The organism is Mesorhizobium sp. WSM4836, assembly GCF_055811815.1.
The window spans coordinates 343968-361802 of sequence record NZ_JBVVQF010000002.1; the positions used below are offsets into that span (position 1 = coordinate 343968).

Annotated in this window: 12 protein-coding genes; 8 read left to right on the forward strand and 4 right to left on the reverse strand. The window is 63.0% G+C overall.

All coding sequences use genetic code 11. From position 1 onward, the window contains the following. Nucleotides 1-9: 9 nt before the first annotated feature. From AC0L2P_RS03855 to AC0L2P_RS03865, 3 genes are all read right to left on the reverse strand, one after another. Entirely contained in the window at nt 10-801 is a 792-nt protein-coding gene (locus tag AC0L2P_RS03855) for a TIGR02186 family protein (RefSeq protein ID WP_473499918.1), read from the reverse strand. Next, nucleotides 801-1724, reverse strand: a complete 924-nt coding sequence (locus AC0L2P_RS03860; RefSeq protein WP_473499919.1) for a sulfite exporter TauE/SafE family protein — start codon at nt 1722-1724, stop codon at nt 801-803. Before AC0L2P_RS03860 ends, AC0L2P_RS03855 begins: the two co-directional genes overlap by 1 nt. Nucleotides 1725-1915: 191 nt before the next feature. Then, nucleotides 1916-5794 (reverse strand): peptidoglycan-binding protein, encoded by a 3879-nt coding sequence (locus AC0L2P_RS03865; protein ID WP_473499920.1) that lies wholly within the window; start codon nt 5792-5794, stop codon nt 1916-1918. Nucleotides 5795-6343: 549 nt separating this feature from the next. On the opposite strand from AC0L2P_RS03865, the gene AC0L2P_RS03870 reads away from it, so the two are divergent. From AC0L2P_RS03870 to AC0L2P_RS03905, 8 genes are all read left to right on the forward strand, one after another. After that, on the forward strand, nt 6344-6805 hold the full coding sequence (locus AC0L2P_RS03870) for a MerR family transcriptional regulator (protein ID WP_473499981.1): 462 nt from the start codon (nt 6344-6346) through the stop codon (nt 6803-6805). Nucleotides 6806-7039: 234 nt separating this feature from the next. Beyond that, nucleotides 7040-8836 carry an acyl-CoA dehydrogenase gene (locus AC0L2P_RS03875; RefSeq protein ID WP_473499921.1) on the forward strand — a complete coding sequence of 599 codons (1797 nt, stop codon included), beginning with the start codon at nt 7040-7042 and terminating at the stop codon, nt 8834-8836. A gap of 111 nt (nt 8837-8947) precedes the next feature. Then, a complete protein-coding gene (locus tag AC0L2P_RS03880) occupies nt 8948-10117 on the forward strand; it encodes an acyl-CoA dehydrogenase family protein (protein WP_473499922.1) in 1170 nt (389 codons plus the stop codon). Between the two features lie 30 nt (nt 10118-10147). Then, on the forward strand, nt 10148-11356 hold the full coding sequence (locus AC0L2P_RS03885; RefSeq protein WP_473499923.1) for an acetyl-CoA C-acetyltransferase: 1209 nt from the start codon (nt 10148-10150) through the stop codon (nt 11354-11356). 12 nt (nt 11357-11368) lie between these two features. Beyond that, on the forward strand, nt 11369-13588 hold the full coding sequence (locus AC0L2P_RS03890) for a 3-hydroxyacyl-CoA dehydrogenase NAD-binding domain-containing protein (protein WP_473499924.1): 2220 nt from the start codon (nt 11369-11371) through the stop codon (nt 13586-13588). Nucleotides 13589-13657: 69 nt separating this feature from the next. Beyond that, nucleotides 13658-14332 (forward strand): methyltransferase family protein, encoded by a 675-nt coding sequence (locus tag AC0L2P_RS03895; RefSeq protein ID WP_473499925.1) that lies wholly within the window; start codon nt 13658-13660, stop codon nt 14330-14332. A gap of 205 nt (nt 14333-14537) precedes the next feature. Next, nucleotides 14538-15188, forward strand: a complete 651-nt coding sequence (locus tag AC0L2P_RS03900) for a S24 family peptidase (RefSeq protein WP_473499926.1) — start codon at nt 14538-14540, stop codon at nt 15186-15188. Between the two features lie 10 nt (nt 15189-15198). Further along, nucleotides 15199-16035 (forward strand): thermonuclease family protein, encoded by an 837-nt coding sequence (locus AC0L2P_RS03905; RefSeq protein WP_473499927.1) that lies wholly within the window; start codon nt 15199-15201, stop codon nt 16033-16035. On the opposite strand, the gene AC0L2P_RS03910 is transcribed toward AC0L2P_RS03905, so the two are convergent. Continuing rightward, complete coding sequence (locus AC0L2P_RS03910) at nt 15998-17653, reverse strand: lysine--tRNA ligase (RefSeq protein WP_473499928.1); 1656 nt, start codon at nt 17651-17653, stop codon at nt 15998-16000. The genes AC0L2P_RS03905 and AC0L2P_RS03910 overlap by 38 nt on opposite strands. Nucleotides 17654-17835 lie beyond the last annotated feature (182 nt).

Genomic DNA, 17835 nt, shown 5'->3' on the forward strand with positions numbered 1-17835 from the left:
TACGAGAGTTCAGTCTTTCCTGAACACCAGTCTTCCGAGCCAGCCGGTCAGCATGGCTAGCGATACGGCAAAGACACCGTAGAGGAAGGAATAGTCGTGGGCGACGCGGAAGATCGATTGCTCGAAACCGGACTTGCGGATTTCGAGCTGGGCGGAGCTTTCCTTGATGAACAGGCCGCTCTTGAACAGGAAGGCGCGGGCCTTGTGGGTGCCGACCGGAACGTTGGGAGCGAGCCTGACGGTGGCGCGGAACAGGTTCTGCGACAGGAACTGCACGCCGCCGACATTCTCGCTATAGAGCCCGGTCGCCGCCTTACGTTCGCGCAGCGCGGCGGTGAATTCCTCGATTGTCGCCGGGCTGTCCTCGGCGTCGGCCGGCTGCAAATAGAGGTTCGAGGCGCCAAGCGACAGCTGCTTGTAGCTGTTCGGATCGGTGACGTCCTGCAGCGGCCGCGTCGTCGCCACTGAGTAGGAGACAGGTACGTTTTCGAAGGTCTCCGACTCCAGATTGACCCAGACGCCGAGCACCCGGTCCTTGCGGCGCACGACGACCGGTCGGGCCGGGCCTTCCAGCACGACGATCACGTCGTAGCGCCCTTGCCGCGCGACAAGCGGATCGGCATTTTCCAGCGAGCCGAAGATGGTCAGGTCGGCACCGGAAAAACCGGCGGTAATCGAGACATTGTCGGTGGAAAGGCCGATCTGGATATTTTCGGTTAGTGGCGCCTGCGCCTTCGCCGGTGGCGCAGCCGCCAGCAGCGACAGCAACGCGGCGGCCGCGAACGTCCTCAAGCCAGCCATCAGCTCAGGCCCACGCCGGACAGCGAATAGAGATTGGGCGGCGTGACGAAAAGATCGATGGCAAGCCGGACGGCGACCGCCAGCACCAGCAGCGCCAGCAGCGCCCTGAGTTGCTCTCCCCGCAGCCTCTGACCGGCCTTGGCGCCATATTGCGCGCCGGCGACGCCGCCTGCCATCAACAGAAAGGCGAGCATGACGTCGACCGTCTGGTTAGTGGTAGCGTGGACCAGCGTGGTGTAGGCCGAGGTGAAGATGATCTGGAACAGCGAAGTGCCGATGACGACGTTGGTCGGCACTTTCAAAAGATAGATCAGGGCCGGCACCATAATGAAGCCGCCGCCGACGCCCATGATCGAGGACAGGAAGCCAATCGCCGCGCCCAGCCCAAGCACCGGAATGACGCTGACGAAGAGCTTCGAGGCCCTGAACCGCATCTTCAGTGGCAGGCGGTGGATCCAGTTGTGCTGGCCGGACTTCTTCAACACCGGTGCGGCGCCGCTGCGAGTGGCGCGCAGCGCATTGACGCTCTCCACCAGCATCAGCCCGCCGACAGTGCCTAGCAGCACGACATAGAGCAGCGAGATGAACAGATCGAGCTGGCCGAGCCGGCGCAGGAATGCAAAGACATAGATGCCGCCGGTCGAACCGACGATGCCGCCGGCCAAAAGCACGCCGCCGAGCTTGAAGTCGAGCGTGCCGCGCTTCATGTGCGACAGGGCGCCGGAGAAGGAGGAAGCGATGACCTGGTTGGCGCCGGTGGCGACCGCGATTGCCGGCGGTATGTTGTAGAAGATCAGCAGCGGCGTGATGAGAAAGCCGCCGCCCACGCCGAACATGCCCGACAGGAAACCCACCGCCGCGCCCATGGCCAGCAGCACGAAGACGTTGACGGAAATTTCCGCGATCGGGAGATAGATGCCCACCCGTCAGTCTCGATCAGTTTGCCTCCTGGCGAATGCAACCGTTGCGGGCATTTTGCGTCAGAAGGTTATCTCGTTCTTGCGCCGGCCGGGCGGTGAAGTCAAACTTCGTCGCACCGCCGAAACAAAAAACAACTCAATCAGTTAACAGGCAAATCCGTGGCAAGGGCATCGCGGAAACGACGCATCCGCCGTTATTTGCGCGCGAGCAGCGCCTTGACCAGCTTTTCGTCGACCGCGCCGGTTGCCTTCATGTCGTTGTCGGCCTGGAAGGCCATGATCGCGTTCTTGGTTTTCTGGCCCATCATGCCGTCGGGATTGCCGGCCTCGTAGCCGTTCTTGTTGAGAATGCGCTGGATGTTCTGGACAGCTTTCTTCATGTCGATGCCGGCGGTCGTCTGCGGTGTGCCGTCCTGCCACGATTCAGGAATGTCGGCCGAATTGGCGGCTGGATCGAGCGGCTTGGCCTTCCACAGTTCAGCCGCGTCCCGCGCACGCTCCAACTGCTCGGGCCTCAGCGCCTTGGCGATCTCGTCACGCTTGGCCGCCGCATCCTTGTCGCCGGTCTTGGCGACGAGCGCGAACCATTTGTAGCTCTCCTCGAGGTTCTGCTTCATGCCGACGCCCTTCGCCGCGAGGATGCCGAGATTGAACTGGCTGTCCTTTACACCCAGATCCGCCGCCGCCTGGAACCAGTGTGCTGCCGACTCATTGTCGGTCACGCCATCCGCCGCCATCGCAAACAGCACGGCAAGATTGTGCATGGCGCTGGCATTGCCCTGCGCTGCGGCAAGCTGGTACCAGGTTTTAGCTTTCTTGATGTCGCGTGCGACGCCTATGCCCTTCTCGTAGAAATTGCCGATGCGGTATTCTGCCGGTGCGAAACCGAGTTCGGCAGCTTTCTCATACCATTTAGCGGCCGCCGCCATGTCTTCCCTGACGCCGCGCGACTCGGCGTAGCGCGAGCCGACCTCGAACAGCGCCTTGGCGTCGCCGCCGGCCGCTGCATCGCGCAGGGCGGCCGGACCGGCATCGGCCGGAACGTCGATTTTGGAATCCGCTGCCGCAGCAGCATTTGCCAGCGGCACCGTGCCGGTCGTGTCCTGCGTCGCAGCGGTGGTAACAGCAGGCGCGGCAGCCATTGGCTCGGCGTCGCTGGCCGTCGCCGCTGCCCGCGGGGGCACTGCGGCCGTGGTGTCTGGCGCCTCCAGGTCAGCGGGCGCCGCGGAAGCTGAGGGCGCCATCGATGCCTCGGTTGTCGGTGTCGCCGGGCCGGTTTGCGCCGCCGTGTCGTCCTTGGTCACCGATGCAGATGGCTCTGCCTGCCTGACGGTGGGCGACGGCGCGCTCTCCTGTGCTGCCGTCTGCGCGTCCGCCTTCGGCTCGCCGGCAACGCTGGCCAATGCGGTTTCCACCGGTCGTACGGCCATGGCCGGTGCCGCGTCATTATTGGCGGCTTCGACGGGGTCGGAGAAGAAGGCTTTGCCCAGCTGCAGGCCGGCAAGCGCCAGCATGATGGCGATTGCCCCCATCAGGATCGGCTTGCGCCGCGCCTTGAGCAGGTCGCCGATCCTGAGTGCCTTGACCGGGCCTTTCATCGTTGACTGGCGCTTGAGGGCGTCCGCCTCGGCGGCCGCCGCTTGCGCAGCCCGTCTGGCTGCCGCGATGAAGTCCGATTTCGCCGCCTCGACACCACCTTGCCGGGCCGGCTGCCCGCGCTCGTCGCGCACGCGCTTCATGATGGCGCTGAGGTCGGGTGCGCCGGAGCCGGGTTCCAGTGGCCGGTTGGCGAGCTTCGGGTCGAGGGGCTCGTCAAGATCGACGCCCGGTATCTCGGCGCTCGGTATCTCGGTGCTCGGCGCCGGGCCGGCAAGCGGCGGCACCTCCGCGTCCTTCTTGCCCTTCAAGGCGCGCGCCAGCCCGCCCAACATCGATTTCCTGCCGCCGCGTTGTTCGTTCTTTTCACGTGTCGTGTCTGAACCGAGAGCCGCCAGGGCGGCTGCGGCGGCGGCCTCGGCCGGCGTACGCGGACTTGGCTCATCGCGCACGAGCGCCGCGGCGCGGCCGTCGAGATCGGCCATGCTGCCCGTCAATAGCAGCGCCTGGTCGAGGTCCATCGACGGTGCGTCCTGCACCGAGATCTTGGATGCTCGGCCGAAGCGCTTGCTCAACTCCGCGCTTGCCGGTTCGCCGGTCTCCAGTGAACCAAGCCTGTCAACGATCTTGAGCAGCGTGTCGTGGATAGCCTCGAACGTCCTCGAATTGCGCTCGTCCGAACGGCGCGTTAGCGCCTCGAGCGTCTTCAGGTCCTGTGCGAGGCCAGTAACGGCCGCCGTGTTGGCGCTTGATCCGGCCAGCGAGCGGACGGCGCTCTCGGCCGCCTCGCGCGCGGCGCCGAGGATGGTATCGCGGGTTCCGGCCAGCGACTTCTCGATTTCGTTGAGACGCGGGCTGATGTCGTCGAATTCCGGCAGCGGCGTGCCGGGCCTGGAAAGATGCGCCGTCAGGCTCGCGACCTGTGCTTCGAGGCTGCGGATCAACGCCGGGTCGATGCTGGCGACCTGTGCCGCGGACGAATCCAGCCGGCTTGAGATGTCTTCGAGCCGGCTCTCCAGGCCACGGATCGCCGCCTCGTTGGCAGGATCTGGAACGCGCGTCTCCATCCGCTTGGCCAGCGCGGTGAAGCGGGCGTCGATGGCATCCATGATGCCGGTGCTGTCGACCTGCGGCATGCGCTGGTCCAGCCTGTCGGCGACCTCGTCCAACCGGCGCTCAAGGTCGCGAAACAGCATGTTGCCTTGTTCCACGGCGTCGCCCTGGCGACGTTCCATCATGCTGGACAGCACGTCGAAGCGCTGCTCGAGCCCCTGGAAGATATAGTCGGCGTCGGGCATGGCAGGTGCGTGGTCGATCTTGTCGGCAATAAGCGCGACTTGCATGGCAAGGCGCTCCATCGCCTGTTCCGGCAGATTGGCTCGGCCGGCCAACTCATCCACGCGGCTCGACAATGTGTTGAGACGGTCGATGACCTCCCGGCCCGGACGATCCTGCGACACTTCCTCGATTTGCTGGGCTAGTGAATCGATCCGCTTCTCGATGCGTTCGAAGGGCTCGGGGTCGAATGAATTGGCTTGCGCGGCAACCGTCGAGGCGACGATCGCGCGGGAAATCTCGTCGAGCCGCTCATCGATCTGACTGAATGTGTCGCTGCCGCGATTGTCCTGCTGGCGGGCGAAATGGTCGACCGCTCCGGCAAGCGTGCGGACCTTTTCCTCGAGCGAGCGCAGCGACAGCGATTCCGGTAGATTGCTGACGGCATTGCTGATCTGCTCAAGCCGCTCCGTCAGCGCCGACAGGCCGGGTGCATCGGAGCGCTTGCGCTGATCGGCGTCGACGCGATCCTCGAAGGCGTTCCAGCGGCGGTCGAAATCGTCCCAGCGGCGTCCGACCGCCTGCACGCTCTCCTCGCGCGCCAGCGTATCGAGCGCGGCCTTGACCTGCTCAAGCTCGAGCCGCAGCATATTGACGCTTCTGTCGTCGCTTTTTTCGGCCAGTGCCTGGATGGCGCCGGAAAGCCGCTCGAATTCGACGCCGAGTTCGGCGCTGCCCTTGCCGCCGCCATCTGACTGGAAGGCTCGCTCGATATTCTTGCGCAGTACCTCGAACTCGCGCTGCAGGCCGGAGGCCATCTGCTGGCGCAGCTCTTCGCGCAGGCCGCGCAGTTCGCCGGCGATCTTGCCGGCTAGGGCCACGCCGTCCTCCTGACCGCGCACCCGGTCGATATCGCGGGCGATCGCCTGGTAATTCGGGTCGAAAGCGGCTGCTGGACCTTTCGGCCGCTGCGCCTGGCGTGGGTCCTCATACCGGCGCTGCTGGCCATAGGGCTGGGCGCTGGGATAGCGCGGTTCTGCCGCTGGTCGGCGCGGATCGGGGTGGCTTGCCGTCTCCTCGCGCGTCCGCCCCAGCCGCTGCTCCAGAGTTTCCAGGGAGCGGTTGAGCTCTTCAAGCGTCGTGTGCGGCCGGCGTTGCCTGCCGGCGTTGAGTGTATCGAGGTAGGACCGCTTGCTATTCATCAATGCGCCCGTTTCAGAATTGCTGGCTTTCACCAGGTTCCCAAAGTCCTGCCGGGACGAAGGCGACTGCTTGGCTTATTGCAGTGGAAGACGAGCTTCCCGGGTCTCATCCGCGCTCCGAAAAACCGTGAAAAATTCAGTACAGGATAGACACGGGTAACCGACATGCGCACATTTCGCCCCAACGTGGTAAACAACGCGTTAACCAAGCTTAAGAAGTTGCAACTTTGTCGACTGCCTGCCGACGGCGCCGGGTGTTTTTTTGGACGCACAAAGACGCTGTAGAATTTTGATCAGCCGCATGATCGCTCCCGAGATCGGCAACGACTTTTTAGGTTTTCCGCCGGCGCTGCGGCATAAAGTTCCAAGCCCAGAACCCTCTTGCGTGGTGAGGCGGCTATCGATATAGAATTGACGTAAACGTAAATGAGCGGATACGCCGTTTGCGATTTGTTTGTTGAAACCACGAGTGGAAGCACGCCCCCGCTTTCACTCAGGCGACGCAAGGTCCGCGACCGCGACGCCACCAGACGGGGAAAGCCAGTGACCATGAAACTTATTTCGCCCGGCCAAGCCGCGGCCAACACCAACGATATGTCGAGCGAAGCCGGTGAAGAGCTTGTCCGCATCGGCGAAATGGCCAAGAAATACGGAGTGACGCTGCGTACGCTGCGTTTCTATGAGGACAAGGGTCTACTCAACCCGAAGCGCGACGGCTCGACCCGACTCTATACGCGCCGCGACAGGGCGCGGCTAAAGCTGATCCTGCTTGGCCGCAAGGTCGGGTTCTCGCTGCGCGATGTCAAGCAGATGATGGACCTCTATGATCCAAATGGTTCCAACACCAAGCAATTGCGGCTGGCGCTCGACAAGTCGGAGAAGCAGCTTGCCCGTCTGCAGAAGCAGCGGGCGCTGATCGACGATGCCATCAGCGAACTGAATGCCTCGATGTCGACGGTCCGGCAAATGCTGATCGAGCGCTCGACGCCGCAGGCCAGCGTGGCGAGCTAAACTAACTTGTCGATTTCCGACGAATGAGAACCGCGTGGCTTTCGCTGCGCGGTTCTTCGTCGTTTGCCATCCTTTGTGGTTGCCGTCTTGGCGCGGGACAAAATTTGCCGCACCGCAGAATTGACGTTTACGCAAACGTCAATATTTGTTATCTCGACCGTAACGTTGGTCCATCTGCCATCCTCATATGCTGAGGCTGATTTCGGGGCCAAGACCGAATGGTGGAGGAAACGCATGCCGATCTACAGAGCGCCGGTCCGGGACACCCTGTTCGTGCTGAACGACGTGCTGAGATATCAGCGCTATTACAATCTTCCCGGATTTTCCGACGCGACGCCGGATGTGCTCGAGGCCATTCTTGCCGAGGGCGCGAAGTTCGCCGAAAACGTGATGCAGCCGCTGAACCGTGTCGGCGACGTGGAAGGCTGCATGCGCCATGACGACGGTTCGGTAACGACGCCGAAAGGCTTCAGGGAAGCCTTCGATCAGTATCGCGAAGGCGGCTGGATGGGGCTCGCCGCACCTGTCGAGTTTGGCGGGCAAGGCTTGCCCTACGCGGTGCACACCGCGGTTGCCGAATATATGGTGTCAGCCAATATGTCGCTGATGATGTATGCCGGCCTGACGCAAGGCGCGATCGCTGCGATCATCACCCATGGCACCAAAGGGCAGAAGGCAACATGGTTGCCGAAGCTGGTCGAGGGCGCCTGGACCGGCACTATGAATCTGACCGAGCCGCACTGCGGAACCGATCTCGGCCTGCTGCGCACCAAGGCCGTCCCAAATGGCGACGGCACCTACAGGATCTCCGGCCAGAAGATCTTCATCTCGGCTGGCGAGCATGACATGTCGGACAACATCGTCCACCTCGTGCTGGCCCGTATCGAGGGCGCGCCGGATGGCGTGAAGGGCATCTCGCTGTTCATCGTGCCGAAGCTCAAGCTCGATGCCTCAGGCAATCCGGGCGAGAAGAACACCGTCTCCTGTGGCTCGATCGAGGAGAAGATGGGTATCCATGGCAATTCGACCTGCGTCATGAATTACGACGACGCTGAAGGCACGCTGCTCGGCGAGGCCAATGGCGGGCTGAAAGCAATGTTCACCATGATGAATGAGGCGCGGCTTGGCGTCGGCCTGCAGGGGCTCTCGCTATCGGAGGTCGCCTATCAGAATGCGGTTTCCTACGCCAAGGATCGTCTGCAGGGCCGCTCGCTGTCAGGACCGAAGGCGCCGGACAGGAAGGCCGATCCGATCATCGTCCATCCGGACATCCGCCGCAGCCTGATGACCATGAAGGCTTTCAACGAGGCCGGCCGGGCCCTGGCGCTGTGGACGGCGATCAAGTCCGACATCGCTCACCGCTCCGGTGACGACAAGGATCGCCAGGCGGCCGACGACTACACCGGCCTGATGACGCCGGTGGTGAAGGGCGTGCTCACCGACAAGGGTTTCGATCATGCGGTAATGGCGCAGCAGGTGTTCGGCGGCCACGGCTATATAGAAGAGCACGGCATGAGCCAGTTCGTCCGCGATGCCCGCATCGCCATGATCTACGAGGGCGCCAACGGCATCCAGGCGCTCGATCTCGTCGGCCGCAAGCTGGCCTTGAACGGCGGCCGCGCGGTCCAGGCCTTCTTCAGGGAAGTCGGCGAGTTCTGCGAGGAGAACCGCACCGACGAGAAGATGGCGCTCTTCACCAAGGCGCTTAAAAAGGGCCTCAACGATCTGCAGGCGGCGACCATGTGGCTGGTGCAGAACGGCATGGCCAAGCCCGACAATGCCGCTGCCGCCTCGACCGAATACATGCATCTCTTCGGCCTGGTGGCGCTGGGCTATATGTGGGCCCGGATGGCCAAGGTGGCCGCGGCGAAATTGGCCGACGGCGGCGACGGCGCTTCGTCTTTCTACGACAACAAGCTGGTGACGGCGCGCTTCTTCATAGAGCGGATCATGCCGGAGACGTCGGCGCATCTTGCCCGCATTTCCAGCGGTGCCGACACATTGATGGCACTGCCGGCCGAAGCGTTCTAGGTTCGGCGTTCCCCTCTCCTTGAGGGGAGGGCGGCCCGAAGGGAGGGGTCGCCACGGCAGCGCGCCAGCCTCAATTCTGACGGCGTGCTTGGAAGGAGGATCAGAGAAAACATGACCAACCCCGCCGAAGTCCTTGGCCTTCCCAAGCCCGCCTGGGCGGCGGACGAGGTTGGAATGCTTTACGACATGGCGCACCGCTTCATGTCGGAAGAGATCGCGCCGCGTTATGACGAGTTCGAGAAGAACGAGATGGTCGACCGCGAAAGCTGGCTGAAGGCGGGTGCTGCCGGCCTGCTCTGCGCCTCGATGCCGGAGGAATATGGCGGCTCGGGCGGCAGCTTCGCGCATGAGAGCGCCATCATCGAGGCGATCGGCCATGTCGGCGTCGACGGTTTCGGTATTGGCCTGCACAATTCGATCGTTGCCCCCTATATCCTCCACTACGGCTCGCAGGAGCAGAAGAAGAAGTGGCTGCCGAGGCTGGCGACCGGCGAGCTGATCGGCGCCATCGCCATGACCGAGCCGGGTGCGGGCTCCGACCTTCAAGGCGTCAAGACGCGCGCCGAAAAGGACGGCAACGGGTACAAGCTCAACGGCTCGAAGACGTTTATCACCAACGGCCAGCTCGCCAATTTCATCATCGTCGTTACCAAGACCGATCCTGAGAAGGGCGCCAAGGGCATCTCGCTGATCGTCGTCGAGACCGACGAGGTGGAGGGTTTCGAGCGCGGCCGTAACCTCGAAAAGATCGGCCTCAAGGCCAACGACACGTCGGAACTGTTCTTCGACGACGTACGTGTGCCGACCTCCAACCTGCTCGGCAACGACGAAGGCCAGGGCTTCGTCCAGTTGATGCAACAATTGCCGCAGGAGCGGCTGCAGATCGGCACCACTGCCATTGCCATGGTCGAGCGCGCTCTGGCGCTTACCATCGACTACGTCAAGGAGCGCAAGGCCTTCGGCAAGGCCATCATCGAATTCCAGAACACCCAGTTCAAGCTTGCCGAATTAAAGACCGAGGCGACCATCGGCCGCGTCTTCTATAATGACTGCGTTGCCCGCCACATTAACGGCGGCCTCGATCCGGTGACGGCGTCGATGGCCAAATACTGGCTGTCAGATCTGCAGGGAAAAGTCGTCGACGAATGCCTTCAATTGCATGGCGGCTATGGCTACATGAATGAATATCCGATTGCGCGCATGTTTCGCGACGCCCGCGTCCAGCGCATCTACGGCGGCACCAACGAGATCATGAAATTGCTGATCGGGCGCTCGCTCTGAGCGAGTTTCAGCAAACCCAAGGAGCAGGAAATGGCCGAAGCTTATGTCTATGATGCCGTACGCACGCCGCGCGGCAGGGGCAAGAAGGATGGCTCGCTGCACGAAGTGCCGGCGGTGCGGCTCGGCGCCAAGGTGCTCGAGGCCATCCGCGACCGCAACGGACTGGACACCGCCGCTGTTGACGACATCATCTTCGGTTGTGTCGATCCGGTTGGCGAGGCGGGTGCGGTTATTCCACGTGCCGCCGCTTTCGAAGCTGGCTACGACACCAAGGCACCTGGCATGCAGATATCGCGCTTCTGCGCCTCGGGCCTCGACGCCATCAATTTCGGCGCCGCCAAGATCGCCCAGGGCGCCGACGACATCGTCATTGCCGGTGGCGTCGAATCGATGTCGCGCGTCGGCATGGGCGCCTCCGGCGGCGCCTGGTTTATGGACCCGTCGGTCGGCCTGCCCGGCTGGTTCGTGCCGCAAGGGATATCTGCCGACCTGATCGCCACAAAATACGGCTTTTCGCGCGACGACGTCGACGCCTACGCGGTCGAGAGCCAGAAGCGTGCCGCCAAGGCGTGGGGCGAGGGCCGCTTCAAGAATTCGGTGATCTCGGTCAAGGACCAGAACGGCCTGACGATTCTCGATCACGACGAGCACATGCGGCCTTCGACCGACATGCAGTCGCTGGCCGCGCTCAATCCGTCCTTTGTCATGCCGGGCGAAATGGGCGGTTTCGATGCCGTCGCCGTGCAGAAGCATCCCGAGGTGGAAGAAGTCAACCACGTCCACCATGCCGGCAATTCCTCCGGCATCGTCGATGGCGCGGCGGCCGTGCTGCTCGGCTCGAAAAAGGCGGGAAAGACGCTCGAACTCAAGCCGCGCGCGCGCATCCGCGCCTTTGCCAATATCGGCTCCGAACCGGTGCTGATGCTGACCGGCCCGGTCGACGTCACCGAGAAGCTGTTGAAGCGGGCGAAGATGAAGCTGTCGGACATCGAGTTGTTCGAGCTCAACGAGGCCTTCGCTTCGGTGGTGCTGCGCTACATGCAGGCTTTCGACATTCCGCATGACCGGATCAACGTCAATGGTGGTGCCATCGCCATGGGCCATCCGCTCGGCGCCACCGGTGCAATGATATTCGGTACGGTGCTGGACGAATTGGAACGCCGCGACCTCAATACCGCGCTGGTGACGCTTTGCATCGGCGCTGGCATGGGCACCGCAACGATCATCGAACGCGTCTGACGGAGAGAGATGATGAGCTACACCAATTTCACGTTCGACATCGACGCCGACGGCATTGCGCTGGTCACCTGGGACATGCCGGACCGTTCGATGAACGTCTTCACCGAGGAGGTGATGCGCGAACTGAACGCCGTCGTCGACAAAGTGGCGAGCGATGCAGCGATAAAGGGCGCGGTGATCACCTCCGGCAAGGATACGTTCTCGGGCGGCGCCGACATCACCATGCTGCAGAAGATGCTGGCGGCCTTCGCCGCCGACAAGGCCAAGGACCCGGAGAAGGCGACCAAGGCGCTGTTCGAAAATGCGGGCGCCATGAACAGCCTGTTCCGTAAGCTGGAAACCTCGGGAAAGCCATGGGTTTCGGCGATCAACGGCACCTGCATGGGTGGCGCGTTCGAATTGTCGCTCGCCTGCCATGGCCGTGTCGCGGCCGATTCCGACAAGGTGAGGATGGCGCTTCCCGAAGTGAAGATCGGCATTTTTCCAGGCGCCGGCGGCACCCAGCGCGTGCCGCGGCTGACCGACCAGCAGCAGGCGCTGCAAATGCTGACCTCCGGCCAGACGCTGTCGCCGCAAAAGGCCAAGTCGATGGGCTTGATCCATGAGATTGCCGAGGCGGACAAGCTGGTCGAAACCGCCAAGGCGATGATCAGGAACGGCTTGAAACCGGTGGCGCCATGGGATGAAAAGGGCTTTAAGCTGCCGGGCGCTCCGATCTATTCGGTGGCCGGGGCCAATCTGTGGCCGCCGGCAATTGCCATTCTGCGCCGCGAGACCTATGGCAATTATCCCGCCGCTGCCGCCATTTTGAAATGCGTCTACGAGGGCCTGCTGGTGCCGTTCGACACCGCCTTGCGGATCGAGCAACGCTACTTCACCGAGATCATGCAGACCAGGGAAGCGGCGGCGATGATCCGCTCATTGTTCGTGTCGCTGCAAGAACTGAACAAGGGCGCGCGCCGCCCGGCCGGTGTGCCGGAAACGACGTTCGAGAAGATCGGCGTGCTCGGTGCCGGTTTCATGGGCGCCGGTATCGCCTATGTGACGGCCAAGGCCGGCATTCCGGTGGTGCTGCTCGACCGCGACATGGAATCCGCGGCCAAGGGCAAGGCGCATTCCGACAGCCTGGTCTCGGATCAGATCAGGAAAGGCCGCGCCAAGCCGGAGGAAAAGGACAAACTCTTGTCGCTGATCACGCCGACGGCCGACTACGCCGATCTTGCCGGTTGCGACCTTGTCGTCGAGGCGGTGTTCGAGGATTCGGCCGTCAAGAAGGCAGCCACCGAACAGGCGGAAGCCGTGCTGAAGCCGTCGGCGATCTTCGCGTCCAACACCTCGACCATCCCGGTCACGGCGCTGGCCAAGAATTCGGCGCGGGCGAAGAATTTCATCGGCATCCATTTCTTCTCGCCGGTCGACAAGATGATGCTGGTCGAGATCATCCTCGGCAAGAAGACCGGCGACAAGGCGCTGGCTACCGCAATCGACTTCGTCCGCGCCATCAAGAAGACGCCGATCGTCGTCAACGACACGCGCGGCTTCTACGTCAACCGCTGCGTGCTGCGCTACATGTCGGAAGCCTACAAGATGCTGATCGACGGTGTTCCGGCGCCGATGATCGAGAATGCGGCGAAAGCCGCCGGCATGCCGGTCGGTCCCTTGGCGTTGACCGACGAAACGGCGATCGACCTTGCCCAGAAGATCATGAAGCAGACCATCAGGGATCTTGGCGACAAGGCGGTCGATCCCAAGCAGATGGCGCTGATCAACACCCTGGTCGACACGCATGGCCGCTTCGGCCGCAAGAACGGCAGGGGCTTTTACGACTATCCACAAAAGCCGGCCAAAAAGAAGCTGTGGCCGGGCCTCAGGGATCTCTACCCGCAGCTTGCGCCGGAAAAGGTCGACTATGAGGAGCTGAAGCAGCGGCTGTTGGTCACCATCGCGCTGGAAGCGGCGCGGGTAATGGAGGAGGGCATCGTCACCGATCCGCGCGAGGCCGACGTCGGTTCGATCCTTGCCTTCGGCTTCGCGCCTTTCACCGGCGGCGTGCTGTCCTATATCGACGGCATCGGCGCCAGGAAGTTCGTCAAGATCGCCAAGGGCTTGCAGAAGAAATACGGCCCCGAGTTCAAGGCGCCGAAGCTGTTGCTCGACATGGCCGAGAAGGACGAGACCTTCTACCAGCGCTTCGACCCCTACGCGAAGGGCGAGGTGAAAAAGGCGGCCTGACCCCGTCTGGCTTGGTGGCGACGCCACGAGCGGGTTGACGGCCAGCGCTGTCAACCCGGGAGAAAAGCGATGAACCTCGCCATCCGCACCCTGAAGTCAGCCATTGTCGGTCTGCTCGTGCTCGCCGCCGTCATCTTCGTGCCGGCGGGAACGCTGGCCTATTGGCAGGGCTGGGCCTTCCTCATTGTCTTCACGCTTTCGACCAACATCATCGGCATCTACCTCGCGCTCAGGAACCCGGCGCTGCTGGAACGGCGCATCAAGGCCGGCCCTGGCGCGGAAACCCGGCCGGCGCAGAAAGTCATCATCACGCTCGCCTTCGCCGGCGCGATCGCGCTGGTGATCGTCTCGGTGCTCGATTATCGCTTCGGCTGGTCGCATGTCCCGGCCTGGATCTCGGTGTTCGGCAATTTTCTCGTGGCACTCGGCCTGATGATCGATCTTCTTGTCTTCCGTGAGAACAGCTACGGCGCTTCCACGATCGAGAAGATGGAAGGCCAGACCGTCATCGCCACCGGTCCCTACGCGCTGGTGCGGCATCCCATGTATGTCGGCGTGCTGATCCTTGTCATCGGCGTGCCGCTGGCACTGGGGTCTTGGTGGGGGCTGCTCTTTATGCTGCTCAACGTGCCGATCCTGGCGCTGCGCATCCTGGACGAAGAAAAGATGCTGAGAGCGGAGCTCGACGGCTATACGGACTATGCCCGAACGGTGCGCTACCGGCTTGTGCCCGGCCTGTGGTGATGGCCCTCCGCATTGTCCTGCCGGCGGTTGCATGGCTTGAACGAGGCGGGCGATGGACACGTGCCCTTGCCCCGACAGCCGGTGGACAAACTGGCGATCGAAGACTAGAACGGGGAAGGTATTTTTTCCTGTTATAGAGCGCCGGACCGAAAAGTGTCAGCGGTTTTCGGAAACATCCGGTGCTCAAACCAAGAGGCAGAGCAAAGTGCTCTCGCATGATCGGGTATGGGCCGCCATCGACGCTCTGGCCGAGCGCTATTCGCTCTCGGCCTCGGGACTGGCGAAGCGTGCTGGCCTTGATTCGACCGCCTTCAACAAGTCGAAGCGGCTGTCCTCGGATGGACGCCCGCGCTGGCCCTCGACCGAATCGCTGGCCAAGATCATCGAGGCGACCGGCGCCTCACTCGACGAATTCACCGGGCTGGTCGAAGGCCGGGGCAAGCCCAGCCCCGGATTCCTGCCGGCGCAGAAGTCTTCGGTGCCGCTGCTCGGCTTCGCTCAGGCCGGCGCCGGCGGCTTTTTCGACGATGCCGGCTTTCCGGCCGGGCAGGGATGGGACCTGATCGAGCTTCCGGCACGGGCAACCGAAACCTCCTATGCCTTGAAGGTCCAGGGCGATTCCATGCTGCCGCTCTACCGCAATGGCGATGTCCTGATCGTCGAGCCGGGGGCTACGATACGAAAGGGCGATCGCGTCGTCGTCAAGACCAATGCCGGCGAGGTGATGGCCAAGGTGCTCGACCGCCAGACACCCAAGGCGATCGCGCTGGTCTCCCTCAATCCCGATCACCCGGACCGCGACATCCTCATGCGCGATGTCGAATGGGTGGCGCGGATTGTCTGGGCAAGCCAGTAGGCCGGCGCTGGTGCGTCTGCCTCACCTTGCCTTGGCTGTTTTGGCGATCCCCGCGATGGCCATGGCAATTGTCGCCGGCGGCCGCGCCGTCCAAAGCGAAAGCGGCGGTTCCGGGGAGCAAATCCAGGTCAGTGCTGAACCGCAGCCCGCCGCGCCGGCTACGTCGGCCATCCCCAAACCAGAGCCGGCCAAGCTGGCAGCGCATTCGAGGGCAATCGATCCGGAAATCGTGGTGCCGCCGCAGCTCGGTTCCGACGAGCTCGAGCGGATCGAGCCGAGAGCCCCGTTGAGCGATCTGGCGTTGGCCGGACCGCCCAAGCCGCCAAAAACGAAAATGCCCGACGACTGGAAAGGCACGAAACTGTTCCAGCCCGTCGCGTCGGCCGCCGGGCTCATCGAGGGAAAGGGCTATTCGATTGCAGTTTCCGGTATCGACATCGTCAAGCAGGAGGAGACTTGCACCGACGGCGGCAAGTCCTGGAATTGTGGTATCCGCGCGCGAACGGCCTTCCGCGCCTTTCTGCGCGGTCGTGCGGTGGTCTGTGCCGTGCCGCCCGAAGGCGGCCGTGATCTGATCGCCGCCGAGTGCCGGATCGGCAACCAGGATATCGGCCAATGGCTGGTCGAGAACGGCTGGGCGCGCGCCGCCAAGGGCGGCGCTTACGTAGAAGCCGGCGAGAAGGCGCGTGCAGCAAAGAAAGGCGTCTTCGGGCCGGCGCCGAGCGTTTCAGGCCTGCCGCCGCTCCCGGCTGCGTCGCGATCCGCGCCTGTAGCGCCGAGCTCGATCCTGAAGGAGCAGGACGGCGTCCTCATGCCGCCAGCTGACCAGCCAGCGCCCGCTCAATGAGCTCACGCGTTTCGGCAATGCCGTAGAGCGCGGCGAAGGAGCCGAAGCGCGGCCCGCGCTCCTGACCTATCAGCACCTGATAGATCATCTGGAAGAAGGCGACGGAGACGCCGGGTCCGCCCTCCGGGCTTTGCTTGGAATGATCCTGGTAGCGCTCGATCTTGCGCGCAACATTGAGGGCAGCGTTCTGGATCGCCTCGCTGTCGGCATCAGCCGGCAGCGCGGCGAGCGCTTCCGAAAGCTTGGTCAGCGCCTCCCGCTCGACCGCGTCGGCAGCACGGTACACTTTGGCCGGCTTCACGAAATCGTCGAAATAGCGGATGGCATATTCGGCCAGCCGGTCGAGCTCGGGATGGGTCGTCGGCGTCACACCCGGCGCGTGGCGCGAAATGAAACCCCACAGCACGCTCCTGTTTTGGGCATTCGAGGCGCTGACCAGGTTGAGCAGCAGCGAGAACGGCACCGGCAGGTCGACTGCCGGGGGATTGCCGTCATGCATGTGCCAGACCGGATTGCCCAGCCGCTCCTTCCAGTCCTGCCTCTGATAGGCAGAGAGGAACGTGTAATATTCGTCTACCGCCTTCGGGATGACGTCGAAATAAAGCTTCTTCGCGGTTCGCGGGCGCTGGAACATATAAAGGCTAAGGCTCTCGGTCGGCGCGTAAGTCAGCCACTCGTCGATGGTCAGCCCATTGCCCTTCGACTTCGAGATCTTCTGGCCGTGCTCGTCGAGGAACAACTCATAATTGAAGCCCTCCGGTGCCGGAGCATCGAGCGCGCGGCAAATCTGCCCGGCGAGCTTGACGGAATCGATCAGATCCTTGCCGGACATCTCGTAATCGACGCCGAGTGCTGCCCAGCGCATCGCCCAATCTGGCTTCCATTGCAGCTTGGCGTGACCGCCGGTCACCGGCGTCTCGAAGCGCTCGCCGGTGACCGGGTCGCGCCACACGATGGTGCCGGCGTCGAGCTTGCGCTCGTCGATCGCGACTTGCATGACGATGCCGGTCTTGGGATGGATCGGCAGGAAGGGCGAATAGCTCAGCGCCCGCTCCTCGCGCAGCGACGGCAGCATAATTGCCATCACCTTATCAAAGCGCTCGAGCATCTTGAGCAGCGTCGCGTCGAAGCGGCCGGAAGTATAATAGTCGGTCGAGGAAGCGAATTCGTAATCGAAGCCGAAACGGTCGAGGAATGCGCGCAGCCGTGCGTTATTGGCAGCGCCGAACGACGGATACTCATTGGAGAAAGGGTCCGGTATCCTGGTCAGCGGCTTGCCGAGATAGGCGCGCAGCATGTCCTTGTTAGGCACATTGTCCGGCACCTTGCGCAATCCGTCCATGTCGTCGGAGAAGCACAGCAGCCGCGTCTTGACCTTGTCTTCGGTCAGCACGCGAAAGGCGTGGCGCACCATGGATGTGCGCGCCACCTCGCCGAACGTGCCGATATGCGGCAGCCCTGACGGGCCGTAGCCGGTCTCAAACAGCACTGTTTCCGGGTAGCCGCTGCTGGCGTAGCGAGCGACGATCTTTTTCGCTTCCTCGAACGGCCACGCCTTGCTTTCAGAGGCGGCGGTGAGGACTTCCGGGCTGAGATCGATCGGCTGTTGTTCGGCCATGATGCTATTCCTGCAACTTTGCCGGCATCCAATGCCGGCAGCCGCATGCTCTAGACCATGATCCCGAAAAGTGGAACCCGGTTTCCGGGCAGGACGGTGATCAGGCAAGAAGATTAAGAGCCCGTCCCAACTGGTCGGGATGGATCAAGTTCCAGGCGCGACCGAGTGCTGCCAACGATGGC

Coding starts and splice junctions, on each gene's coding strand:
- AC0L2P_RS03855 (WP_473499918.1), bottom strand. CDS start 801: ATGGCTGGCTTGAGGACGTTCGCGGCCGCCGCGTTGCTGTCGCTGCTG.
- AC0L2P_RS03865 (WP_473499920.1), bottom strand. CDS start 5,794: ATGAATAGCAAGCGGTCCTACCTCGATACACTCAACGCCGGCAGGCAA.
- AC0L2P_RS03870 (WP_473499981.1), top strand. CDS start 6,344: ATGAAACTTATTTCGCCCGGCCAAGCCGCGGCCAACACCAACGATATG.
- AC0L2P_RS03875 (WP_473499921.1), top strand. CDS start 7,040: ATGCCGATCTACAGAGCGCCGGTCCGGGACACCCTGTTCGTGCTGAAC.
- AC0L2P_RS03880 (WP_473499922.1), top strand. CDS start 8,948: ATGACCAACCCCGCCGAAGTCCTTGGCCTTCCCAAGCCCGCCTGGGCG.
- AC0L2P_RS03885 (WP_473499923.1), top strand. CDS start 10,148: ATGGCCGAAGCTTATGTCTATGATGCCGTACGCACGCCGCGCGGCAGG.
- AC0L2P_RS03890 (WP_473499924.1), top strand. CDS start 11,369: ATGAGCTACACCAATTTCACGTTCGACATCGACGCCGACGGCATTGCG.
- AC0L2P_RS03895 (WP_473499925.1), top strand. CDS start 13,658: ATGAACCTCGCCATCCGCACCCTGAAGTCAGCCATTGTCGGTCTGCTC.
- AC0L2P_RS03910 (WP_473499928.1), bottom strand. CDS start 17,653: ATGGCCGAACAACAGCCGATCGATCTCAGCCCGGAAGTCCTCACCGCC.